Raw genomic sequence first — 21,856 nt, 5'->3', positions numbered from 1 at the left:
ACGCTATTGTCGCAGAGGTGAAAACGGGGCACAAGATGCGCCCCGTAGAGATTATAATGATTCGTTAAGCCAGCTATCAAACGGGGCTTTAGGTACGGCGCCATTAAGCATGTCGACGATTTCACCTTTTCTGAAGATCATAATGGTCGGGATGCTGCGGATACCGAAACGGGCGCTGAGTTCTCGCTCGGCTTCTGTATTCACTTTAACAAAACGCACTTTACCGCTACGCTCTTCCGCGACATCTTCAAAAATCGGGGCGAAGTTACGGCATGGACCACACCAGGGGGCCCAAAAATCAACCACCACCGGGAGATCGTCTTTTAACAGTTTATCCAGTGTTTCACCGGTCGCATTGATCACCTCCCCATCAAACAGGTCGTGACCACAGCGTCCGCATTTAGCCGCTTCCTGGACACGATCGTCGGGGATGCGGTTGATAGCCTGGCAGCTGGTACAAACGGTATTCATAACTAACCTCTGGATGAGTGGAGTGGACTTCACGGCAGTAACGCCAGTATGTTTCTATTATGTTACATATTATCGGGGAGTCTGTTCTAAACAACAATGCGTTTTATTCAATGAGTACAATAGTCCTTAGCTTTTAAATGAAATAATGGCTAACGACGTGCACATCGGGTAATCTTCGCGCTTCGCGCAGAGCAGGTGGAGAAAAACATGAGCGACGAACTGAAGAATAAAAACGGCAAGGTCAAAGTGATGTACGTCCGCAGTGACGATGACTCGGACAAACGCACCCAAAATCCACGTACTGGTAAAGGCGGCGGTCGCCCCGGTACTTCCCGAGCCGAAGGCGGTCGTCGCCCTGCCCGTGATGACAGAAAGGGTCCGAACAGCGAACGTGGTCGAGAACGTGGTCGTGGCCGCGATGTAGAACGCGACCGTGGACGTGAAGATTCACCATGGCGTACCGTGTCCCGCGCACCGAATGATGATGCAGCAGACAAAGCCGATCACGGTGGTATCAGCGGCAAAAGCTTTATCGATCCTGAAGTATTACGTCGTCAGCGCGCGGAAGAAACCCGCGTTTACGGTGAGAATGCCTGTCAGGCTCTGTTCCAGAGTCGTCCGGACGCTATTGTCCGCGCCTGGTTTGTTCAGAGCGTAACCCCGCGCTTTAAAGAAGCATTACGCTGGATGGCGGCGAACCGCAAAGCCTACCACGTGGTTGACGAAGCCGAGCTGGCGAAAGCCTCCGGCACTGAACACCATGGCGGCGTCTGTTTCCTGATCAAAAAACGTAACGGTACCACTGTTAAGCAGTGGGTTGGTCAGGCCGGGGCGCAGGATTGTGTGCTGGCCCTCGAAGACATTGCTAACCCGCACAACCTGGGCGGCATGATGCGTAGCTGCGCGCACTTCGGTGTGAAAGGCGTGGTGGTACAGGATGCGGCGCTGTTGGAATCAGGTGCGGCTATCCGCACCGCTGAAGGCGGAGCTGAGCACGTTCAGCCGATCACCGGTGACAGTATTGTCGATGTGCTGGACGACTTCCGTAATGCGGGTTACACGGTAGTGATGACCTCAAGCGTGAAAGGCAAGCCGCTGTTTACTACCACGTTGCCGGAAAAAATGGTGCTGGTATTAGGGCGTGAGCGTGAGGCTCTGCCAGAAGCAGCATGCTCAGCCGACGACCTGTGCGTGGCGATAGAAGGTACGGGCAACGTAGAAACGCTCAACGTTTCTGTCGCGACCGGCGTGCTGCTAGCGGAGTGGTGGCGTCAGAACAAAGCCTGATAACAAAAATGCCAGCGATTCGCTGGCATTTTTTTACTCGCTTTCTGCGGGTAATACCGGCGTCCAGTCAATCGGCTTTTCACCTCGTTGTTCCAGCCACTCATTAGCCAGTACAAAGTGATTGCAGCCAAAGAAACCGCGATGCGCAGAGAGCGGTGATGGGTGCGGCGCTTTCAATACATGGTGACGCTGCGCATCAATAATCGCACCTTTCTTTTGTGCGTGTGAACCCCAGAGCAGGAATACCACGCCTTCCCGATGTTGGTTAATCAGGCTGATGACTTTATCGGTAAATGTTTCCCATCCCAGACTGGCGTGCGAATGTGCCTGCCCGGCACGGACGGTAAGCACGGTGTTGAGTAACAGCACACCCTGGCGTGCCCAGCTTTCCAGATATCCGTGCGTTGGGCGTGTGAAGCCAGGAATCGTTGCTTCCAGCTCTTTGTACATGTTCAGCAACGAGGGCGGGGTGGCAATACCGGGGCGGACAGAAAACGCGAGACCGTGTGCCTGGCCCGGACCGTGGTATGGATCCTGCCCCAGGATGACGACTTTCACGTCGCCAAGTTCGGTAAAGCGAAAAGCGTTGAATACATCTTTTTGTGGCGGATAAATTGTCATACCTGACTGACGCTCGCCCGCCACAGTATGCAGCGTGTTAACAAAATAAGGCTGCTGTTTCTCTTCTGCCAGCACATCGTGCCAGGTTAATTCGGTGGCCATCTCGCTCTCCTGCGAATTTTCAATCCCCCTAGCTTAACTGCTTCTTTCGACGTCGCAAAATTCTGTACGTTTCTCAAGGGTCTACCCCTTAAAGATAGTTGAAAATTTATGTAAAAAGTTTAGCTGCGCATGTGGCGTAAGTTGATGTAAAACAATAAAATCCACCTATCACCACTTTTCATGTGTGGTTTCTATTGATTTAAATCAAAGATTCAAGGGTGTGTGAGGGGTATATATACACTCAAGCAACAATGGTTTTACCAATTGGCCGGATGACGGCCAACCGAGATCAAATAATTTTGCCGGGGAGGCATCAAATGATTACAGGTATCCAGATTACTAAAGCTGCAAACGACGACCTGCTGAACTCTTTCTGGCTGCTGGACAGCGAAAAAGGCGAAGCACGCTGCATCGTTGCGAAAGCAGGTTTCAATGCTGATGAAGTCGTTGCTGTCAGCAAACTGGGTGAAATCGAATACCGTGAAGTACCGGTAGACGTACAGCCGGAAGTCCGTGTGGAAGGTGGTCAGCACCTGAACGTGAACGTTCTGCGCCGCGAAACTCTGGAAGATGCAGTTAAGCATCCGGAAAAATATCCGCAGTTGACCATCCGTGTTTCTGGTTATGCCGTGCGTTTCAACTCTCTGACGCCAGAACAGCAGCGCGACGTTATTGCTCGTACCTTTACTGAGAGCCTGTAAGGCTCACGGGGAATAACCCCGTCTGGCAGAGAATCTGAAAGCGGAAGATGCCAACGTATCTTCCGCTTTTTTGTGCACAAAAAATGCCGGGCTAAACGGCCCGGCATTCGGTTTACTCTTTGTCGGACTGCTGGGTAGCAGCTCCGCTCGGCTTACGGCGTTTGCCGATATTTTTGGCGTCGCGGTGACGTTTTTTCACCCGCGGTTTCTCTTTCTCTTTCGCTTTTTGCTCGGCGCGCTTCGCCAGCACTTTCTTGGATGGCTTACCGTTAGATTTCTCACTTGGCGCGCGCGTGGTTGGACGCAGTTCGTCGATGACGCGTGCTTTCAGTGGCTCGTCAATATAGCGGCTCGCTTTGCCGAGCAGCAGATGGTCGTGGGCTTCAACCAAAGAGATCGCAGTACCTTTACGGCCTGCACGACCGGTACGGCCAATGCGGTGCAGATAGGCATCGCCGCTGCGCGGCATGTCGAAGTTAAAGACGTGGCTGACGTCAGGAATATCGATCCCACGAGCGGCAACGTCGGTTGCTACCAGCACGTTCACACGACCATCGGTCAGGCGTTTGATCGCTTCATTACGTTTGTTCTGCACCATCTCGCCTTCGAGATAGCAGTTATTAATGCCCGCCTGGCGCAACCAGCCTGCCAGCTCGTGCACACGCTCGCGTTTACGTACAAAAACAATCGAGCGGGTCGCTTCTGGCTGTTTTAACAAATGGATCAGCAGGGCCGTTTTGTGCTCGATGTCATCGGCACGGTAGTAAAACTGATGAATCTTCTTGCGTTCGCGGGTAGACGGATCCGCCGAAACTTCGACCGGATCCTCCAGCAGACGCTCAGCAAAATCTTTGATCGCATCGCCTTCCAGCGTGGCGGAGAACAGCATGGTTTGCTTACGCCAACGGGTTTCTCCAGCGATATGCTCGATGTCCTGGGCAAAGCCCATGTCCAGCATGCGGTCTGCTTCATCGAGGATTAGTGTCTCAACCGCATGGCAGTCGAAGTTTTCTTCTTTAATGTACTGCAGCAGACGACCGGTAGTGGCGACCACGATGTCCTGGTTTTCGCTAAAGACTTCCATGTGGTTCATGTAAGCCACGCCGCCGGTAATCGTGGCGATATCCAGATGCGTATTCTTCGCCAGTTCACGGGCGTGTTCGGCAACCTGCATCGCCAGTTCGCGCGTCGGTGTCAAAATCAAAATGCGCGGCGGGCCAGATTTCTTGCGCGGGAAGTCGAGCAGGTGCTGCAACGCTGGCAGCAAATATGCCGCCGTTTTACCGGTGCCTGTCGGCGCAGAACCGAGTACATCACGGCCATCGAGCGCAGGCGGAATGGCGGCAGCCTGAATGGCGGTCGGGCGAGTGAAACCTTTTTCCTGGAGGGCATCCAGAAGGCTTTCATCGAGTTCAAGTTCGGAAAAAGTCGTTACAGTCATGTTCTACCTCTGAGTGGGGCGCTGATTATAGACGTTACGGCTGCAATCTTCATCTGTTTGTATGGATATACCTTCTCAGGTATTGTTTTTATCCTATGTTATCGTTTTTTTTCCAGGAAGGTTGTTCTTCATGCCCCAGTCTACATCCGTACTTAGACGTAATGGATTTACTTTTAAGCAGTTTTTTGTGGCACACGATCGTTGTGCAATGAAAGTCGGAACGGACGGCATTTTATTGGGGGCCTGGGCCCCTGTTGCTGGCGTAAAGCGGATCCTGGATATTGGTACCGGGAGCGGCCTGTTGGCGCTGATGCTGGCCCAGCGCACAGATGAAAACGTCATCATTGACGCTGTGGAGCTTGATGTTGATGCCGCGCAGCAGGCGCAGGAGAACATCGCGCAATCCCCGTGGATGCATCGCGTGAACGTTCATACGGAAGATGTGCAGCAGTGGGTTCCGCGCCAGACCGTGCGCTTTGATTTGATCATCAGCAACCCTCCCTATTATGAACAGGGAGTGGAATGTGCCACGCCGCAGCGCGAGCAGGCTCGCTACACCACCACGCTCGATCATCAAGTATTGCTGACGCTGGCGGCAGACAGCATTACGGAAGAAGGTTTTTTCTGTGTGGTGCTGCCCGAACAGATTGGTAACGCATTTTCCCAGCAGGCACTGGGCATGGGCTGGCATCTGCGATTGCGCACGGATGTAGCAGAAACCGAGGCCCGACTACCGAATCGGGTACTGCTGGCATTCTCCCCGCAGGCCGGGGAGTGCTTTAGTGACAGGCTGGTGATCCGTGGGCCAGACCAACGTTACTCTGAAGGTTACACGGCGCTGACCCAGGCGTTTTATCTGTTCATGTGATGACTTAGCGGTGAGAGAATGGACGGGCCCGCCTCTGGAAGCTGTTCTGGATAATCCAGCGTATAGTGCAGGCCCCGACTCTCTTTACGCATCATCGCGCAGCGGACAATCAGCTCAGCAACCTGCACCAGATTGCGCAGTTCCAGCAAGTTGTTCGACACGCGGAAATGAGCGTAATACTCGTCGATTTCCTGTTGCAACATGGTGATACGGCGCAGGGCGCGCTCCAGACGTTTAGTTGTGCGCACGATACCGACGTAATCCCACATAAATAGCCGCAGCTCATGCCAGTTATGCTGAATCACAACCAGTTCATCCGGGTTTTCTACCCGGCTTTCATCCCAATCCGGGAGGGTGCTGACGCTGCGAGCATAAGGCATTCGCCTGTCGATATCTTCAGCCGCGGACCAGCCGTAAACCAGGCACTCCAGTAATGAGTTTGACGCCATCCGGTTGGCTCCATGCAGGCCGGTGTAACTCACTTCGCCGATCGCATACAGTTCGTCGACATCTGTACGGCCAAAGTCATCCACCATCACGCCGCCGCAGGTATAGTGCGCGGCAGGAACGATGGGAACCGGCTCTTTGGTCAAATCGATGCCCAGTCCCAGCAATTTTTCATAAATCATCGGGAAATGCTGACGAACAAATTCTTCCGGTTTATGGCTGATGTCGAGAAACATGCAGTCAGCGCCCAGACGCTTCATTTCGTGGTCAATGGCGCGGGCAACAATATCGCGGGGAGCCAGTTCGCCACGCTCGTCAAAATCGGGCATAAAGCGCGAACCGTCCGGGCGTTTCAGATGTGCGCCTTCGCCACGCAGCGCCTCGGTTAGCAGAAAGTTGCGCGCCTGCGGGTGATACAGCGCCGTCGGGTGAAACTGGTTAAATTCCAGGTTGGCGACACGGCATCCCGCGCGCCAGGCCATCGCAATCCCGTCACCCGAGGAAATATCTGGATTGGTGGTGTATTGGTACACCTTTGACGCGCCGCCGGTGGCCAACACTACTGACTTGGCATGGCAGGTTTCTACGGCTTCTTTATTACGGTTCCAGATCCAGGCTCCGACAACCCGACGCGTTCCCGGCAGACCGATTTTATCGGAGACAATCAGATCGACGGCATTACTGCGCTCAAGAACCCGTATGTTGGGGTGATTTTGTGCCTGGCTGACGAGGGTGGTTTCGACTTCTTTACCGGTGGCATCCGCAGAGTGCAGAATGCGTCGATGGCTATGACCACCTTCACGGGTCAGGTGATAGCTCTCCTCACCGTTGGGCTGAACCTGCGTATCAAATAAGACGCCCTGATCGATAAGCCACTGAACGCAGGTGCGGGCATTGCTGGCGACAAATTCAACCGCATGGCGATCGCACAGGCCGGCCCCGGCAATCAGAGTATCTTCAACGTGGGAATCGATGCTGTCGGTTTCATCAAACACCGCGGCAATACCGCCCTGGGCATAAAATGTCGAGCCTTCGCTGACCGGACCTTTGCTCAGGACAATAACCTGATGTTTTTCGGCCAGGCGCAGCGCCAGTGAGAGTCCGGCAGCCCCGCTGCCAATGATCAGCACGTCACAGGATAATTCAGGAGTCGTATTCATGATTTTTGTTTAATTTACTAAACAGTGTTTGGTCACCATAGCACCACATTGCGCGATACTGCACGTTTTATTTTTAAATGTGTTGCAGTGACTAAACATGAAAAAAAAGCATGACGAGGACGAAATGAGCAAAAATATTTTGTGAAGCAGGCCGTTAGCACCAGATTATGTGATGAAATAAAGTGGCCGTTGGGTTACTCTGCAAGCGGTGAAATGGGCATTTCTAAACAGATAGTGCGTCGATCGGATTATGTAGACTTATAATGAGAGATAAGACCTGTCTACAACATGACAAACAAAAAACAATGCGTAACGGAACTTTACGAAACTTGAGCGCTCTAAGCATTTGCTTGCTCATAGTGAAGCTGATGGAGTGGCGTTTCGAAGGCGCGTGGAAATTTGGTTTGGGGAGACTTTACCTCGGATGAGCGAGCAGTTAACGGACCAGGTCCTGGTAGAACGGGTCCAGAAGGGAGATCAGAAAGCCTTTAACCTACTGGTAGTGCGCTATCAGCATAAGGTGGCGAGTCTGGTTTCTCGCTATGTACCGTCGGGCGATGTACCCGATGTAGTACAAGAAGCATTTATCAAGGCCTATCGTGCGCTGGACTCGTTCCGGGGAGATAGTGCTTTTTATACCTGGCTGTATCGTATTGCAGTCAATACAGCGAAGAATTACCTGGTCGCTCAGGGGCGTCGTCCACCTTCCAGTGATATTGATGCGATTGAAGCAGAAAATTACGAAAGTGGCGGTGCGCTGAAAGAAATTTCGAACCCTGAGAACTTAATGTTGTCAGAAGAACTGAGACAGATAGTTTTCCGGACTATTGAGTCCCTCCCGGAAGATTTACGCATGGCAATAACCTTGCGGGAGCTGGATGGCCTGAGCTATGAAGAGATAGCCGCTATCATGGATTGTCCGGTGGGTACGGTGCGTTCACGTATCTTCCGAGCGAGGGAAGCTATTGATAATAAAGTTCAACCGCTTATCAGGCGTTGACGATAGCGGGATACTGGAAAAGGTATTAGGCATGCAGAAAGAAAAACTTTCCGCTTTAATGGATGGCGAAACGCTGGATACTGAGTTACTCAAAGAGCTGACTCAGGACCCGGAAATGCAAAAAACCTGGGAGAGTTATCACCTGATTCGCGATTCTATGCGAGGTGATACCGCCGACGTTCTCCATTTCGATATTTCCGCCCGCGTAATGGCTGCCATCCAGGATGAGCCAGTACGTCAGACGGTGCCATTGATTCCTGAGGCCCAGCCAGCACCGCACCAGTGGCAGAAAATGCCATTCTGGAAGAAAATGCGTCCATGGGCCGCGCAGCTTACCCAAATGGGTGTGGCCGCGTGTGTATCACTTGCAGTTATTGTTGGCGTCCAGCACTATAATGGGCAATCTGAAACGTCCCAGCAGCCCGAAACGCCGGTATTTAATACATTACCGATGATGGGTAAAGCCAGTCCGGTGAGCCTGGGTGTACCCTCTGACGCGACGGCCAGCGGCGGTCAGCAACAGCAGGTACAGGAGCAGCGTCGTCGTATTAATGCCATGTTGCAGGACTACGAACTGCAACGTCGACTGCACTCTGAACAGCTTCAGTTTGAGCAGGCCCAAACACAGCAAGCCGCTGTGCAGGTGCCAGGAATTCAAACTTTAGGAACGCAATCGCAGTAATGAAGCAACTTTGGTTTGCCATGTCACTTGTGGCTGGTAGCCTGTTTTTCTCTGTAAACGCCTCGGCCAATCCTGCGTCCGGGGCGTTGTTGCAGCAGATGAATCTGGCCAGCCAGTCGCTAACCTATGAGCTGTCATTTGTCAGCATCAATAAGCAGGGTGTTGAATCCCTACGTTATCGCCATGCCCGCCTGGATAACCGTCCGCTAGCGCAACTGTTGCAAATGGATGGACCGCGCCGGGAAGTGGTGCAGCGTGGCAATGAAATCAGCTATTTTGAGCCTGGTCTCGAACCGTTCACGCTGAACGGCGACTATATCGTTGACTCTCTGCCCTCTCTGATTTACACCGACTTCAAACGTCTTGCTCCCTACTATGACTTTATCTCAGTAGGTCGCACCCGCATTGCCGATCGGCTCTGTGAAGTGATCCGCGTAGTCGCCCGTGACGGTACGCGTTACAGCTATATCGTCTGGATGGACACGGAGACTAAGCTGCCGATGCGCGTCGATCTTCTCGACCGTGATGGTGAGACGCTGGAACAGTTCCGTGTTATCGCGTTTACCGTAAACAACGGCGTTAGCGATAGCATGCAGGCGCTGGCGAAAGCCAATCTACCGCCGTTGCTGTCAGTTCCTGCGGGTGAGAAAACCAACTTCAACTGGAGCCCGTCGTGGTTGCCGCAAGGCTTCAGCGAAGTTTCCAGCAGTCGACGTCCGCTGCCGACGATGGATAACATGCCGATCGAATCGCGCCTATATTCTGATGGCCTGTTCAGTTTCTCCGTGAACGTAAACCGTGCGATGCAAAACAGCGCCGATCAGCTGTTGCGAACCGGGCGTAGAACGGTTAGCACCAGCGTGCGTGATAACGCGGAAATTACGATTGTGGGCGAGCTTCCACCGCAAACGGCGAAGCGTATCGCGGACAATATTAAGTTCAGGGCTGCACAATGATTAAAGAGTGGGCGACAGTCGTCTCCTGGCAAAATGGTCTGGCGACGGTCAGCTGTGATGTTAAAGCATCATGTAGCAGCTGTGCTTCCCGGGCCGGATGCGGGAGCCGCGTGCTGAACAAACTTGGGCCGCAGACCACGCATACCATCGTGGTGCCCAGCGACGAACCCTTAGCGCCCGGTCAAAAAGTTGAACTGGGTATTGCCGAGGGTAGCCTGCTGGGTTCAGCGATGTTGGTCTACATGTCTCCGTTGGCGGGGCTCTTTCTCTTCGCGGCGCTATTCCAGGTGCTGTTTGGTTCCGACTTTGCGGCATTAAGCGGAGCCGTGCTGGGGGGCGTGGGCGGATTCCTGATTGCCCGTGGATACTCTCGTAAGCTTGCTGAGCGCGAAGCCTGGCAGCCGGTCATTCTGAACGTTGCTCTCCCACCCGATCTCATTCGCGTCGAAACCCAACAGTGATAGCTTTGCCTGATGGCGCTTGTGTCGCCATCCGGCAAAAGTTTCACCGACTTTGCAAAGTTGTTTCCAGTTCCCGCTATCCTTGCTCTATGAACATTTCCTCGCCTCAGCGTTGTAGTGTAGAATGCGGCGTTTCACTTAAACAGACGTTAAGCTCAGATCAGCGACTTCTCAGAGCCTGCTCAGGCGGGCGTAAGGCACAATAATTACACTATATGAAGAACATACGTAACTTTTCAATCATAGCTCACATCGACCACGGTAAATCGACGCTGTCTGACCGTATTATCCAGATCTGCGGTGGCCTGTCTGACCGTGAAATGGAAGCGCAGGTTCTCGACTCGATGGATCTTGAGCGTGAGCGCGGTATTACTATCAAAGCGCAGAGCGTGACGCTCGATTTCAAAGCATCTGATGGTGAAACCTATCAGCTTAACTTTATCGACACCCCGGGCCACGTTGACTTCTCGTATGAAGTTTCCCGCTCGCTTGCTGCCTGTGAAGGCGCACTGCTGGTGGTTGATGCCGGACAGGGCGTCGAAGCACAGACCCTGGCTAACTGCTATACCGCCATGGAAATGGATCTGGAAGTGGTGCCGGTACTGAACAAAATTGACCTGCCAGCCGCCGATCCTGAGCGTGTGGCGGAAGAGATCGAAGATATCGTCGGTATTGATGCGACGGATGCCGTTCGCTGTTCGGCGAAAACCGGCGTAGGCGTCACTGACGTTCTTGAACGTCTGGTGCGCGACATTCCGCCGCCGGAAGGCGACCCGGAAGGTCCGTTACAGGCGCTAATCATCGACTCCTGGTTCGATAACTACCTGGGCGTCGTGTCACTGGTGCGTATTAAAAACGGCACCATGCGTAAAGGCGACAAAATTAAAGTGATGAGCACCGGTCAGGTCTATAACGCTGACCGTCTGGGCATCTTCACGCCAAAACAGGTTGACCGTACCGAGCTGAAATGCGGCGAGGTGGGTTGGTTGGTTTGTGCGATTAAAGACATCTTGGGCGCACCGGTTGGCGATACCCTGACGCAGGCGCGTAACCCGGCGGACAAGCCGCTGCCAGGCTTTAAAAAAGTGAAGCCGCAGGTTTACGCCGGTCTGTTCCCGGTGAGCTCTGACGACTACGAAAACTTCCGTGACGCGCTCGGCAAGCTGAGCCTCAACGACGCCTCCCTGTTCTATGAACCGGAAAGCTCAACCGCGCTGGGCTTCGGCTTCCGCTGTGGCTTCCTCGGTCTGCTGCACATGGAGATCATTCAGGAACGTCTGGAACGTGAATACGATCTGGATCTGATCACTACCGCGCCGACCGTAGTCTACGAAGTCGAAACCACGGCGAAAGAGACGATCTACGTCGATAGCCCGTCCAAGCTGCCGCCGTTGAACAACATTTACGAACTGCGTGAGCCGATTGCTGAGTGTCACATGCTGCTGCCGCAGGCTTACCTCGGTAACGTCATCACGCTGTGTATCGAGAAGCGCGGCGTACAGACCAACATGGTTTACCACGGTAACCAGGTGGCGCTGACCTATGAAATTCCGATGGCGGAAGTGGTACTCGACTTCTTCGACCGTCTGAAGTCAACTTCTCGCGGCTATGCGTCGCTGGACTATAACTTCAAACGTTTCCAGGCGTCTGACATGGTGCGCGTTGATGTTCTCATCAACAACGAACGTGTCGATGCGCTGGCGCTGATTACCCACCGCGACAATTCCCAGAGCCGTGGTCGTGAACTGGTCGAGAAGATGAAAGATCTGATCCCTCGCCAGCAGTTTGATATCGCGATCCAGGCGGCCATTGGTACGCACATCATCGCGCGTTCAACGGTTAAGCAGCTGCGTAAAAACGTTCTGGCGAAATGCTACGGTGGCGATATCAGCCGTAAGAAAAAGCTGCTGCAAAAACAGAAAGAGGGTAAAAAGCGCATGAAGCAGATCGGTAACGTCGAACTGCCACAGGAAGCCTTCCTCGCCATTCTGCATGTCGGTAAAGACAGCAAATAATCTTAAGGAGTTGGCATGGCGAACATGTTTGCCCTGATTCTGGTGATTGCCACACTGGTGACGGGCATTTTATGGTGCGTAGATAAATTCATCTTCGCGCCTAAACGCCGGGAGCGTCAGGCAGCAGCGCAAGCTGCTGCAGGTGATTCACTGGATAAAGCAACGCTGAAAAAAGTGGCCCCTAAGCCAGGCTGGCTGGAAACCGGGGCATCCGTTTTCCCGGTTTTAGCTATTGTGCTGGTGGTGCGTTCATTTATTTATGAGCCATTCCAGATCCCGTCTGGTTCGATGATGCCGACACTGCTTATCGGTGACTTTATCCTGGTGGAGAAATTCGCCTACGGGATTAAAGATCCGATTTACCAGAAAACGCTGATCGAAACCGGCCATCCGAAACGCGGTGATATCGTGGTGTTTAAATACCCGGAAGATCCGCGTCTGGACTACATCAAACGTGCTGTCGGTTTACCGGGAGACAAAGTGACGTACGATCCGGTGGCGAAAGAGGTAACTATTCAGCCAGGATGCAGTTCTGGTCAGGCGTGTGAAAACGCGCTGCCGGTAACGTACTCTGATGTTCAGCCAAGTGATTTTGTGCAGACATTTGCGCGTCGTAACGGCGGTGAAGCGACCAGCGGCTTCTTTGAGGTTCCGCTGAATGAAACGAAAGATAACGGTATTCGCCTCTCTGAGCGTAAAGAAACGCTGGGTGAGGTAACGCACCGCATTCTGACCGTGCCAATCGCGCAGGATCAGGTGGGGATGTATTACCGCCAGCCAGGCCAGCAGTTGGCAACCTGGATCGTCCCGCCGGGACACTACTTCATGATGGGTGATAACCGTGACAACAGCGCGGACAGCCGTTACTGGGGATTTGTGCCGGAAGCGAATCTGGTTGGTAAAGCAACCGCTATCTGGATGAGTTTCGATAAGCAAGAAGGCGAATGGCCGACCGGTGTGCGCTTAAGCCGTATTGGTGGCATTCACTAATCGCTGATAATCGTTCACGTTGTCGTCATTATGGCGACAACGTGAATTATTTCTCGGATAAATTCCCGCAGACTAACGACATCCCTTGTCGTTGTGTATAGAATATTCCCCCGAAGTTTGAGGTTGGCACCGACAGGTTGCCACGGCACACGAAACAGCGTTGGTTTGTGTATAAATGCATTCAGCCGAAGCGGGATAGCTAAGCGAAATGCGTATATCAGGTCTGTTTCGTGTGCTGAATTGTTGACGCATTCATTTATTGGTATCGCATGAACCCCATCGTAATTAATCGGCTTCAACGGAAGCTGGGCTACACTTTTAATCATCAGGAGCTGTTGCAGCAGGCATTAACTCACCGTAGCGCCAGCAGCAAACATAACGAGCGTTTAGAATTTTTAGGCGACTCTATTCTGAGTTTTGTTATCGCTAATGCGCTGTATCACCGTTTTCCGCGTGTGGATGAAGGTGATATGAGTCGCATGCGCGCGACGCTGGTTCGCGGCAATACGCTGGCTGAATTAGCCCGTGAGTTTGACCTCGGTGAATGTTTACGTTTGGGGCCAGGCGAGCTGAAAAGCGGCGGTTTCCGTCGTGAATCGATCCTGGCAGATACCGTTGAAGCTTTGATCGGCGGCGTCTTCCTCGACAGCGATATTCAAACCGTTGAACAACTGATCCTGAACTGGTATCAGACTCGTCTGGATGAAATTAGCCCAGGCGATAAACAAAAAGATCCGAAAACGCGCCTGCAGGAATATTTGCAGGGTCGCCACCTGCCGCTACCGTCCTATCTGGTGGTGCAGGTTCGTGGTGAAGCACACGATCAAGAATTTACTATCCACTGCCAGGTCAGCGGCCTGAGTGAACCGGTGGTTGGCACAGGTTCGAGCCGTCGTAAGGCTGAGCAGGCTGCCGCCGAACAGGCGTTGAAAAAACTGGAGCTGGAATGAGCGAAGAGAAAACTTACTGCGGATTTATTGCCATCGTCGGTCGCCCGAACGTCGGCAAATCCACCCTGTTGAATAATCTGCTTGGGCAGAAGATTTCCATAACCTCACGTAAGGCTCAGACAACACGTCACCGTATTGTTGGCATCCATACCGAAGGTGCGTATCAGGCAATTTATGTTGATACCCCGGGCCTGCATATGGAAGAAAAACGGGCGATCAACCGCCTGATGAACAAAGCGGCGAGCAGCTCGATTGGTGATGTTGAACTGGTTATTTTCGTTGTGGAAGGCACCCGCTGGACGCCGGACGACGAAATGGTGCTCAACAAGCTGCGCGACGGTAAAGCCCCGGTTATTCTGGCTGTGAACAAAGTTGACAACGTTCAGGAAAAAGCCGATTTACTGCCGCACCTGCAGTTTCTGGCAAGCCAGATGAACTTCCTTGATATTGTCCCGATTTCTGCCGAAACCGGCCTGAATGTTGATACCGTTGCGGGCATCGTGCGTAAGCACCTGCCGGAAGCCATTCATCACTTCCCGGAAGATTACATCACCGACCGTTCTCAGCGCTTTATGGCGTCTGAAATCATCCGTGAAAAGCTGATGCGTTTTCTGGGGGCTGAACTGCCGTACTCCGTTACCGTGGAGATTGAACGTTTTATCTCTAACGAACGCGGTGGTTACGATATTAACGGTCTGATCCTCGTTGAACGTGAAGGGCAGAAGAAGATGGTTATTGGCAACAAAGGGGCCAAAATTAAAACCATCGGCATCGAAGCGCGTAAAGACATGCAGGAGATGTTCGAAGCGCCCGTTCACCTCGAGCTGTGGGTGAAAGTGAAATCCGGCTGGGCCGATGACGAGCGCGCGCTGCGTAGCCTCGGTTACGGCGACGACGTCTAATTTTTCATAGGTTATGGCTTTCGAGGTGCAGGAAGGCGGCAAGACCGCAGATCCTCGAGAGCTTACTCAAGTGAGTGACTGGGGTGAGTGGGCGCAGCCAACACACCTGCAGCTTGAAAGACGGCGGGTATGATGGAAGGATGGCAACGCGCTTTTGTCCTGCATAGCCGCCCGTGGAGCGAAACCAGTCTCGTGTTGGACGTCTTCACGGAAGAATCGGGTCGTGTGCGCCTGGTGGCTAAAGGCGCGCGCTCCAAACGTTCTAATCTCAAAGGCGCGCTCCAGCCTTTTACTCCATTGTTGCTTCGCTTTGGTGGACGTGGTGAGGTCAAAACCTTACGCAGTGCCGAAGCCGTTTCTCTGGCTCTCCCTCTTAGCGGTATCACACTGTACAGCGGCTTGTATATCAACGAGCTTATCTCTCGCGTACTTGAGTATGAGACCCGCTTTTCTGAACTCTTTTTCGACTACCTGAACTGTATTCAGGCGCTGGCTGGCGCGACGGGTTCGCCAGAGCCTGCGCTGCGTCGCTTTGAGCTGGCCTTACTTGGACATCTGGGGTACGGCGTCGATTTTACCCACTGTGCGGGGAGTGGCGAGCCGGTGGACGACACCATGACCTATCGTTACCGGGAAGAAAAAGGGTTTATCGCAAGCGTAGTGATTGATAACGCCACCTTTACCGGACGCCATCTGAAAGCACTCGAATCGCGGGAATTTCCGGATGCTGATACGCTTCGCGCCGCGAAACGCTTTACCCGCATGGCGTTAAAGCCGTATCTTGGTGGCAAGCCGTTAAAAAGCCGGGAACTGTTCCGGCAATTTATGCCAAAACGCGCAGTAAAAACAAAAAATGATTAACGAGGATGGATTGCCATGGCCGAATTACTGTTAGGCGTCAACATTGACCACATTGCCACTTTACGTAATGCACGCGGCACCGCATACCCTGACCCGGTTCAGGCGGCGTTTATCGTTGAGCAGGCGGGCGCAGACGGCATTACCGTGCACCTGCGTGAAGATCGTCGCCATATTACCGATCGCGACGTGCGCATTTTGCGCCAGACGCTGGATACGCGTATGAATCTGGAAATGGCGGTAACCGAAGAGATGCTGGCGATTGCCGTTGAGACTAAGCCACATTTTTGCTGCCTGGTGCCGGAGAAACGTCAGGAAGTGACGACTGAAGGTGGCCTGGACGTCGCGTGTCAGCGTGACAAGATGCGTGATGCCTGCAAACGCCTGGCGGACGCAGGCATTCTGGTTTCGCTGTTTATCGATGCTGATGACGAACAGATTAAGGCCGCTGCTGAAGTCGGCGCGCCGTACATCGAAATTCACACTGGCTGTTACGCCGATGCGAAAACCGACGCTGAACAGGCCAGCGAACTGGCGCGTATCGCCAAAGCGGCGACCTTTGCCGCCAGCCTTGGTCTGAAGGTGAATGCGGGGCACGGCCTGACGTACCACAACGTTAAAGCCATCGCCCGGATCCCGGAAATGCACGAGTTGAACATTGGCCATGCCATTATCGGCCGCGCGGTGATGAGCGGTCTGAAAGATGCAGTAGTCGAAATGAAGCGCCTGATGCTGGAAGCGCGTGGCTAATGGCGATTCTGGGATTAGGTACGGATATCGTGGAGATTGCCCGCATCGAAGCGGTGATCTCCCGTTCCGGCGACCGTCTGGCAAGACGCGTGCTCAGCGACAACGAATGGGCAATCTGGGAGACGCATCAGCAACCGGTGCGCTTTCTGGCGAAGCGTTTTGCGGTCAAAGAGGCGGCAGCAAAAGCCTTTGGTACCGGTATTCGCAACGGTCTGGCGTTTAATCAGTTTGAAGTCTTTAACGACGAACTCGGTAAGCCGCGTCTGCGGTTATGGGGGGAGGCGTTAAAACTGGCGGAAAAACTCGGCGTCGCACATATGCATGTGACGCTGGCCGATGAGCGTCACTACGCCTGCGCCACAGTGATTATCGAGAGCTAACGTTTTGTCGGCCTGATAAGCATAGCGTCATCAGGCAACGTTACAGCTTATCGGCGTGGTGCATCAGTACAAACTTATCCCACAGCTGCTCTTCCGTTTCGACATGTGCCGGATCTTTCAAAATAGTATTGGGGATCGGGCACACCTTCTGGCAGGTTGGCGTGTCGTAATGGCCTACGCATTCCGTACACTTGTCGCTGTTAATCTCGTAAATGCTGTCACCCATCGAAATCGCCTCATTCGGGCATTCGGGCTCGCACATATCGCAATTGATACACTTTTTAGTGATTAACAGGGCCATCAGGAAACTCTCAAAACATCACAAATCGGGCGGGCATTATACGCGCATTCTTTGCTCAGACCAGTTTTTTTACCAGTGCTTCGCTGTGGCGAATGCGTTCCGGGGCATGCTCCAGATCTTGCTGCACCAGCGCCATAAACAGTAAATCAGTGAGCATCATTTGCGCATGGGTAGAGGAAATCGCTGCGCTGCGCGTGGCCTGTTCTTCAGCAATCGTGTACAGACAATGAGTTGCGCGCTGTTGCAGGGCGTTAGGGGTAAATCCGGTGATGGCGAGAATTTTGGCTCCGGCGCGCAACGTTTCATCCGCAGCCAGGTTGAGTTCGCGGCGTTCTCCGGTATACGAAATGGCCAGCAGCAGATCGTTGGGTGAAAGCGCCTGCACCGCCGCCAGCAGGGCGTGCATATCGCGTTCAACCACCGCGTTAAAACCAATCTTTAGCAGTTTCCAGGCAAAATTCTGCGCTACCAGACCCGATGCGCCAATCCCGGTCAGGATAATGCGCCGGGCTGAGCGCAGCATCGTGACGCTCTCTATCAGTTTCTCTTCGCTGTTGACATCCAGCGTCGCATGCATCGCGGCCACGTTCTCTTTAATCAGTTTTTCGCCCACCATACGCATGGGGTCGTCACCGCGAATCTGATTATGCACCGGAATGGAATGAGGGTTGGGATTGCTGGCCAACGCTTCGCTAATCGCCAGTTTCAGCGCCGGAAACCCTTTAAAGCCCATCTTTTGCGCGAACTTCACCACGCTGGACTGGCTGACGCCTGCTTCAAAGGCCAGCTGCTGTGAGCTGAGATGACGCGCGGTATCCGGCTGAGCAAGAAGATAATCCGCAAGTTTTTTATCGCTTTGCGCGAGGTCCGGGTAACGCTGACGAATGCGAATTAAACAGTTCATGCTGTCTCCTGGCGAAAACGTGATGGCGATTGCAAAACAAAATTTCACTCGCCTGGATGAATATAATATTCCATTATGACAGATTATTATGAATTAAAAATTCCTAAGGAACAAAAAATGAATCTCGGTGCATTAGTTTCAGAAACCCGCAATCCACAGACCATGGATCTGGATGCGCTCTCAACGTTGGAGTTGGTTCATCGATTTAATCAACAGGATACGCTGGTAGCGGAAGCAGTAAAAGCAACTCTGCCTCAAGTTGCGTGCGCGGTCGATGCGGCAGCTAACGCGTTAAAAGCCGGTGGACGCATTATTTACATGGGCGCAGGTACCAGCGGGCGTCTTGGGGTGCTGGACGCGTCTGAGTGCCCACCGACCTTCGGTGTACCGCATGGTCTGGTGGTTGGGCTGATTGCCGGGGGGCCGGGCGCGCTGCTCAAGGCGGTAGAAGGTGCGGAAGATAACCCGCAGTTAGGCGAAGACGATCTGCGCGCACTCAACCTTACCGCACAGGATCTGGTGGTTGGTCTGGCGGCTTCAGGTCGCACGCCGTATGTGATTGGTGGGCTGAAATATGCGCGTTCGGTGGGTTGTACGACGGCGGCTATTTCCTGCAATCCGGATTCTCCTGTCGCGCATGAAGCGGATATTGCAATCTCCCCGGTGGTGGGACCGGAGGCGTTGACCGGGTCAACGCGACTGAAATCCGGCACCGCGCAAAAATTGGTGCTCAATATGATCTCCACCGGTGCGATGGTGAAATTTGGCAAGGTGTACCAGAACCTGATGGTGGATATGCAGGCAACCAACGTCAAACTGGTCGATCGAGCGTGCCGTATGGTGGTTGAAGCCACCGGCATTGCGCGAGAACAGGCGCAAGCGCTGTTAAAGCAGACTGATTTTGACGTTAAGCCAGCGATTTTAATGGCGCTCACCGGCCTGGATGCCGCTGCCGCCCGTGAAAAGCTTGCCGCTCACCAGGGTTTTTTACGCGCGGCGTTAGAACACTAAGAGGTTTATATGGATAAGACGGCGGTGCTGGCCAGCGACATTCTGCTGGGCGTAGGCGGAGAGCAAAATATTCTGCGCCTGGAAAATTGTATGACCCGCGTCAGGGTGGAAGTTCAGGATGACGATCAGATTGATATTCCCCGTCTCAGGCAACTGCCCGGTGTTAGCGGTTACGTGAAGCAGGGCGCGCAGCATCAGATAATCGTCGGCCCCGGTAAAGCTGCCAAGGTGGTGGATGCCATGCGCTCCCTGATTGCCGGTGGTGGCGAGCGTGCAGATGTGAATAATATCGAGCGCACCAAATCAGAGGCCAAAGCGAAGTACAAAGCGCCAATGAGCGATGCGCTGCGCAAGCTGGCGAACGTCTTTATCCCTCTTATTCCGGCGTTTATCGCCTCCGGTTTGATTACCGGCATTATTAACATCCTTAAGCGACCGGATATCGTGGGGGATTTTGCGACCCATTATCCGAATATGCTGGGGCTGATGGGCATATTTGGCAGCGCCGTGTTTGCCATCATGAATATTCTGGTTGGGGTTAATACCGCCAAAGTCTTCGGCGGCTCTCTGGCGATGGGCGGGGTGATGGCGGGGATCCTCTCCAGTCCGCAGCTGGCGCAGATTACCCTGTTTGGCGAAGCGTTGCAGCCGGGGCGCGGCGGGGTGATCGCAGTGCTGCTGGTGGTTGCGCTGATGTGTTGGATCGAGCGCAAATTACGCGAGCTGTTGCCGGAATCGCTGGAGCTTATTCTTAACCCGCTGCTGACCACCATCATTACCGGGGCCATCGCGATTGTGGCGCTGCAACCGCTTGGAGGCTGGATTTCTGAATCTATCGCTCACGGCGCATCCTGGGCTATCGACCGCGGCGGTTTCCTGGTTGGTGCCATACTGGCGGGAACTTTCCTGCCATTGGTGCTCACCGGACTTCATCAAGGGTTGGTGCCCATCCACGTTGAGCTGGTACAGGCGCACGGTTATAACGCGCTCTTTCCTATCCTGGCGATGGCAGGCGTTGGACAAGTAGGGGCTGCGATAGCGGTGTTGATGAAAACCCGCAATGCGCGGCTTAAGAAAGTGATCAAAGGAGCGCTGCCGGTCGGGCTGCTGGGCATTGGCGAACCGCTTATTTTTGGCGTCACGCTGCCGTTGGGTAAACCGTTTATCGGTGCCTGCCTTGGCGGAGCGGTAGGCGGGGCGCTGATTAGCTACTGGAAGGTGGCGACGGTTATCACCTTTGGCATCTCCGGTTTGCCGCTGGCACTGACGATTGTTGCCGGAAAAGTGATGTTCTATCTGTTAGGCTATCTGGTAGCAGTTATCGCCGGGTTCCTGTTTACCTGGCTATTGGGGTTCAACGATCCAGAGGAATAAGGTTTGACCAATCACCAGCGCCGCGTTGTTTTTTTTGATTTGGATGGCACGTTACATCAGCAGGATATGTTCGGTAGCTTTATACGTTATCTGCTGCGTCGCCAGCCGCTGAACGCGTTGCTTGTGCTGCCTCTGCTACCGGTGATTGCGCTGGCGCTGCTGATACAAGGGCGCGCCGCCCGCAGGCCAATGAGCCTGCTGTTATGGGGATGCACTTTTGGTCGTAGCGAGGCGCGCCTGAAAGGGCATCAGGCTGACTTTGTGCGCTGGTTTCGCAGTAACGTGACGGCCTTTCCGCTCGTTCAGCAGCGGCTGACAACCTACCTGTTAAGCTCTGACGCCGAAATCTGGCTTATCACTGGCTCCCCGCAGTCGCTGGTCGAGCAGGTGTACTTCGACACGCCGTGGCTACCGCGTGTCAATCTGATCGCCAGTAAAATGGCGCGGGGATTCGGCGGGTGGGTACTGCCTCTGCGCTGTCTGGGCCATGAGAAAGTGACGCAACTGGAACGCCACATTGGTGCGCCGCTTCAGCTTTACAGTGGCTACAGCGACAGTAATCAGGACAATCCTCTGCTCTCTTTTTGCCAGCATCGCTGGCGCGTCACGCCGCGCGGAGAGCTGCAACAACTCGAATAGAGTAAACGATAGCGTCTGTGTATAATGCGCCCGCTTTGATTACTGGAGTTACCCCCTTTGTCTGAAGTTGAATTTAGCCACGAATACTGGATGCGTCATGCTTTAACGCTGGCTAAGCGCGCCTGGGATGAGCGTGAAGTCCCGGTGGGCGCGGTATTGGTACATAACAACCGCGTGATTGGCGAAGGCTGGAACCGTCCGATTGGTCACCATGATCCGACTGCCCACGCTGAAATTATGGCGCTGCGTCAGGGCGGCCTGGTGCTGCAAAACTACCGTCTGTTGGATACCACGCTGTATGTCACTCTGGAGCCGTGCGTGATGTGCGCAGGCGCGATGGTGCACAGCCGTATCGGCCGGGTCGTTTTTGGCGCGCGCGATGCGAAAACGGGGGCTGCCGGGTCATTAATGGATGTACTGCATCACCCTGGAATGAATCATCGGGTGGAGGTGACCGAAGGGGTGCTACGGGATGAATGCGCCACGTTGCTCAGTGATTTCTTCCGCATGCGTCGTCAGGAAATCAAAACGCTGAAAAAAAACGCCAATTTGTAAATGCCGGTCTGATTGCCTGATGACGCTGCG

The 21,856-nt window shown here is 53.7% G+C and carries 24 protein-coding genes and 1 pseudogene; 19 read left to right on the top strand and 6 right to left on the bottom strand.

The window, feature by feature from the left end; all coding sequences use genetic code 11:
• Positions 1-51: 51 nt before the first annotated feature.
• The gene (gene trxC, locus WC7_RS08540) at positions 52-471 is read right to left on the bottom strand and encodes a thioredoxin TrxC (RefSeq protein WP_003037559.1); all 420 of its coding nucleotides are present in this window, start codon (positions 469-471) and stop codon (positions 52-54) included.
• 207 nt (positions 472-678) lie between these two features.
• Here trxC and WC7_RS08545 point away from each other — a divergent pair, with 207 nt between their 5' ends.
• Entirely contained in the window at positions 679-1,758 is a 1,080-nt protein-coding gene (locus WC7_RS08545; protein ID WP_016154056.1) for a tRNA/rRNA methyltransferase, read from the top strand.
• Between the two features lie 33 nt (positions 1,759-1,791).
• On the opposite strand, the gene ung is transcribed toward WC7_RS08545, so the two are convergent.
• Positions 1,792-2,481: a uracil-DNA glycosylase gene (gene ung, locus WC7_RS08550; protein WP_016154055.1), complete on the bottom strand. Its 690-nt coding sequence runs from the start codon at positions 2,479-2,481 to the stop codon at positions 1,792-1,794.
• Between the two features lie 317 nt (positions 2,482-2,798).
• Here ung and grcA point away from each other — a divergent pair, with 317 nt between their 5' ends.
• Positions 2,799-3,182, top strand: a complete 384-nt coding sequence (grcA, locus tag WC7_RS08555; protein WP_003037563.1) for an autonomous glycyl radical cofactor GrcA — start codon at positions 2,799-2,801, stop codon at positions 3,180-3,182.
• 112 nt (positions 3,183-3,294) lie between these two features.
• Here grcA and srmB read toward each other — a convergent pair whose 3' ends face one another.
• A complete protein-coding gene (gene srmB, locus WC7_RS08560) occupies positions 3,295-4,623 on the bottom strand; it encodes an ATP-dependent RNA helicase SrmB (protein ID WP_016154054.1) in 1,329 nt (442 codons plus the stop codon).
• 130 nt (positions 4,624-4,753) lie between these two features.
• Here srmB and trmN point away from each other — a divergent pair, with 130 nt between their 5' ends.
• Positions 4,754-5,491 (top strand): tRNA(1)(Val) (adenine(37)-N(6))-methyltransferase TrmN, encoded by a 738-nt coding sequence (gene trmN, locus WC7_RS08565; RefSeq protein ID WP_016154053.1) that lies wholly within the window; start codon positions 4,754-4,756, stop codon positions 5,489-5,491.
• On the opposite strand, the gene nadB is transcribed toward trmN, so the two are convergent.
• Positions 5,476-7,098 carry an L-aspartate oxidase gene (gene nadB, locus WC7_RS08570; protein ID WP_016154052.1) on the bottom strand — a complete coding sequence of 541 codons (1,623 nt, stop codon included), beginning with the start codon at positions 7,096-7,098 and terminating at the stop codon, positions 5,476-5,478. The genes trmN and nadB overlap by 16 nt on opposite strands.
• Positions 7,099-7,361: 263 nt before the next feature.
• On the opposite strand from nadB, the gene rseD reads away from it, so the two are divergent.
• The 12 genes from rseD (at position 7,362) to acpS (ending at position 17,042) form a co-directional block, all read left to right on the top strand.
• Positions 7,362-7,526: a rpoE leader peptide RseD gene (gene rseD / locus WC7_RS26765; protein ID WP_155849797.1), complete on the top strand. Its 165-nt coding sequence runs from the start codon at positions 7,362-7,364 to the stop codon at positions 7,524-7,526.
• Positions 7,523-8,098 (top strand): RNA polymerase sigma factor RpoE, encoded by a 576-nt coding sequence (gene rpoE / locus WC7_RS08575; RefSeq protein ID WP_003037573.1) that lies wholly within the window; start codon positions 7,523-7,525, stop codon positions 8,096-8,098. The genes rseD and rpoE overlap by 4 nt, the downstream gene beginning before the upstream one ends.
• Before the next feature lie 31 nt (positions 8,099-8,129).
• Complete coding sequence (rseA, locus tag WC7_RS08580) at positions 8,130-8,780, top strand: anti-sigma-E factor RseA (protein ID WP_019077408.1); 651 nt, start codon at positions 8,130-8,132, stop codon at positions 8,778-8,780.
• Positions 8,780-9,736: a sigma-E factor regulatory protein RseB gene (gene rseB, locus WC7_RS08585; RefSeq protein ID WP_016154050.1), complete on the top strand. Its 957-nt coding sequence runs from the start codon at positions 8,780-8,782 to the stop codon at positions 9,734-9,736. The genes rseA and rseB overlap by 1 nt, the downstream gene beginning before the upstream one ends.
• A complete protein-coding gene (rseC, locus tag WC7_RS08590) occupies positions 9,733-10,197 on the top strand; it encodes a SoxR-reducing system protein RseC (protein WP_016154049.1) in 465 nt (154 codons plus the stop codon). The genes rseB and rseC overlap by 4 nt, the downstream gene beginning before the upstream one ends.
• A gap of 215 nt (positions 10,198-10,412) precedes the next feature.
• Positions 10,413-12,212: a translation elongation factor 4 gene (gene lepA / locus WC7_RS08595; protein ID WP_003037577.1), complete on the top strand. Its 1,800-nt coding sequence runs from the start codon at positions 10,413-10,415 to the stop codon at positions 12,210-12,212.
• Between the two features lie 15 nt (positions 12,213-12,227).
• Positions 12,228-13,202 carry a signal peptidase I gene (lepB, locus tag WC7_RS08600; RefSeq protein ID WP_016154048.1) on the top strand — a complete coding sequence of 325 codons (975 nt, stop codon included), beginning with the start codon at positions 12,228-12,230 and terminating at the stop codon, positions 13,200-13,202.
• Positions 13,203-13,471: 269 nt separating this feature from the next.
• Positions 13,472-14,152: a ribonuclease III gene (gene rnc / locus WC7_RS08605; protein ID WP_003037579.1), complete on the top strand. Its 681-nt coding sequence runs from the start codon at positions 13,472-13,474 to the stop codon at positions 14,150-14,152.
• Positions 14,149-15,054: a GTPase Era gene (gene era, locus WC7_RS08610; RefSeq protein ID WP_003037581.1), complete on the top strand. Its 906-nt coding sequence runs from the start codon at positions 14,149-14,151 to the stop codon at positions 15,052-15,054. Before rnc ends, era begins: the two co-directional genes overlap by 4 nt.
• 132 nt (positions 15,055-15,186) lie before the next feature.
• Positions 15,187-15,915, top strand: a complete 729-nt coding sequence (gene recO, locus WC7_RS08615) for a DNA repair protein RecO (protein WP_016154047.1) — start codon at positions 15,187-15,189, stop codon at positions 15,913-15,915.
• 15 nt (positions 15,916-15,930) lie between these two features.
• Positions 15,931-16,662 carry a pyridoxine 5'-phosphate synthase gene (pdxJ, locus tag WC7_RS08620; RefSeq protein ID WP_016154046.1) on the top strand — a complete coding sequence of 244 codons (732 nt, stop codon included), beginning with the start codon at positions 15,931-15,933 and terminating at the stop codon, positions 16,660-16,662.
• The gene (acpS, locus tag WC7_RS08625) at positions 16,662-17,042 is read left to right on the top strand and encodes a holo-ACP synthase (protein WP_003037588.1); all 381 of its coding nucleotides are present in this window, start codon (positions 16,662-16,664) and stop codon (positions 17,040-17,042) included. Before pdxJ ends, acpS begins: the two co-directional genes overlap by 1 nt.
• 40 nt (positions 17,043-17,082) lie before the next feature.
• Here acpS and WC7_RS08630 read toward each other — a convergent pair whose 3' ends face one another.
• Positions 17,083-17,343, bottom strand: coding sequence for a YfhL family 4Fe-4S dicluster ferredoxin (locus WC7_RS08630; RefSeq protein WP_003037590.1), 261 nt, complete (start codon positions 17,341-17,343; stop codon positions 17,083-17,085).
• Between the two features lie 55 nt (positions 17,344-17,398).
• Complete coding sequence (locus tag WC7_RS08635) at positions 17,399-18,247, bottom strand: MurR/RpiR family transcriptional regulator (protein WP_016154045.1); 849 nt, start codon at positions 18,245-18,247, stop codon at positions 17,399-17,401.
• A gap of 117 nt (positions 18,248-18,364) precedes the next feature.
• Here WC7_RS08635 and murQ point away from each other — a divergent pair, with 117 nt between their 5' ends.
• The 4 genes and pseudogenes from murQ (at position 18,365) to tadA (ending at position 21,826) form a co-directional block, all read left to right on the top strand.
• Positions 18,365-19,258 (top strand): N-acetylmuramic acid 6-phosphate etherase, encoded by an 894-nt coding sequence (gene murQ / locus WC7_RS08640; protein ID WP_016154044.1) that lies wholly within the window; start codon positions 18,365-18,367, stop codon positions 19,256-19,258.
• Between the two features lie 9 nt (positions 19,259-19,267).
• On the top strand, positions 19,268-20,632 hold the full coding sequence (locus WC7_RS08645) for a PTS transporter subunit EIIC (protein ID WP_016154043.1): 1,365 nt from the start codon (positions 19,268-19,270) through the stop codon (positions 20,630-20,632).
• Between the two features lie 3 nt (positions 20,633-20,635).
• Positions 20,636-21,271, top strand: coding sequence for a phosphatidylglycerophosphatase C (yfhb, locus tag WC7_RS08650; protein WP_016154042.1), 636 nt, complete (start codon positions 20,636-20,638; stop codon positions 21,269-21,271).
• 17 nt (positions 21,272-21,288) lie between these two features.
• A pseudogene (gene tadA / locus WC7_RS08655) lies at positions 21,289-21,826 on the top strand (tRNA adenosine(34) deaminase TadA).
• Positions 21,827-21,856 lie beyond the last annotated feature (30 nt).

It is taken from the genome of Citrobacter sp. KTE151, assembly GCF_000398845.1.
Lineage (GTDB): Bacteria > Pseudomonadota > Gammaproteobacteria > Enterobacterales > Enterobacteriaceae > Citrobacter > Citrobacter braakii.
The sequence above is the reverse complement of the archived record's forward strand: the minus strand, read 5'-3'. Positions and strand labels throughout refer to the sequence as shown.

Bases quoted from the DNA above. Each gene is read 5' to 3' on its own strand.
- trxC (WP_003037559.1), bottom strand. From the start codon at position 471: ATGAATACCGTTTGTACCAGCTGCCAGGCTATCAACCGCATCCCCGAC.
- WC7_RS08545 (WP_016154056.1), top strand. From the start codon at position 679: ATGAGCGACGAACTGAAGAATAAAAACGGCAAGGTCAAAGTGATGTAC.
- ung (WP_016154055.1), bottom strand. From the start codon at position 2,481: ATGGCCACCGAATTAACCTGGCACGATGTGCTGGCAGAAGAGAAACAG.
- grcA (WP_003037563.1), top strand. From the start codon at position 2,799: ATGATTACAGGTATCCAGATTACTAAAGCTGCAAACGACGACCTGCTG.
- srmB (WP_016154054.1), bottom strand. From the start codon at position 4,623: ATGACTGTAACGACTTTTTCCGAACTTGAACTCGATGAAAGCCTTCTG.
- trmN (WP_016154053.1), top strand. From the start codon at position 4,754: ATGCCCCAGTCTACATCCGTACTTAGACGTAATGGATTTACTTTTAAG.
- nadB (WP_016154052.1), bottom strand. From the start codon at position 7,098: ATGAATACGACTCCTGAATTATCCTGTGACGTGCTGATCATTGGCAGC.
- rseD (WP_155849797.1), top strand. From the start codon at position 7,362: ATGAGAGATAAGACCTGTCTACAACATGACAAACAAAAAACAATGCGT.
- rpoE (WP_003037573.1), top strand. From the start codon at position 7,523: ATGAGCGAGCAGTTAACGGACCAGGTCCTGGTAGAACGGGTCCAGAAG.
- rseA (WP_019077408.1), top strand. From the start codon at position 8,130: ATGCAGAAAGAAAAACTTTCCGCTTTAATGGATGGCGAAACGCTGGAT.
- rseB (WP_016154050.1), top strand. From the start codon at position 8,780: ATGAAGCAACTTTGGTTTGCCATGTCACTTGTGGCTGGTAGCCTGTTT.
- rseC (WP_016154049.1), top strand. From the start codon at position 9,733: ATGATTAAAGAGTGGGCGACAGTCGTCTCCTGGCAAAATGGTCTGGCG.
- lepA (WP_003037577.1), top strand. From the start codon at position 10,413: ATGAAGAACATACGTAACTTTTCAATCATAGCTCACATCGACCACGGT.
- lepB (WP_016154048.1), top strand. From the start codon at position 12,228: ATGGCGAACATGTTTGCCCTGATTCTGGTGATTGCCACACTGGTGACG.
- rnc (WP_003037579.1), top strand. From the start codon at position 13,472: ATGAACCCCATCGTAATTAATCGGCTTCAACGGAAGCTGGGCTACACT.
- era (WP_003037581.1), top strand. From the start codon at position 14,149: ATGAGCGAAGAGAAAACTTACTGCGGATTTATTGCCATCGTCGGTCGC.
- recO (WP_016154047.1), top strand. From the start codon at position 15,187: ATGGAAGGATGGCAACGCGCTTTTGTCCTGCATAGCCGCCCGTGGAGC.
- pdxJ (WP_016154046.1), top strand. From the start codon at position 15,931: ATGGCCGAATTACTGTTAGGCGTCAACATTGACCACATTGCCACTTTA.
- acpS (WP_003037588.1), top strand. From the start codon at position 16,662: ATGGCGATTCTGGGATTAGGTACGGATATCGTGGAGATTGCCCGCATC.
- WC7_RS08630 (WP_003037590.1), bottom strand. From the start codon at position 17,343: ATGGCCCTGTTAATCACTAAAAAGTGTATCAATTGCGATATGTGCGAG.
- WC7_RS08635 (WP_016154045.1), bottom strand. From the start codon at position 18,247: ATGAACTGTTTAATTCGCATTCGTCAGCGTTACCCGGACCTCGCGCAA.
- murQ (WP_016154044.1), top strand. From the start codon at position 18,365: ATGAATCTCGGTGCATTAGTTTCAGAAACCCGCAATCCACAGACCATG.
- WC7_RS08645 (WP_016154043.1), top strand. From the start codon at position 19,268: ATGGATAAGACGGCGGTGCTGGCCAGCGACATTCTGCTGGGCGTAGGC.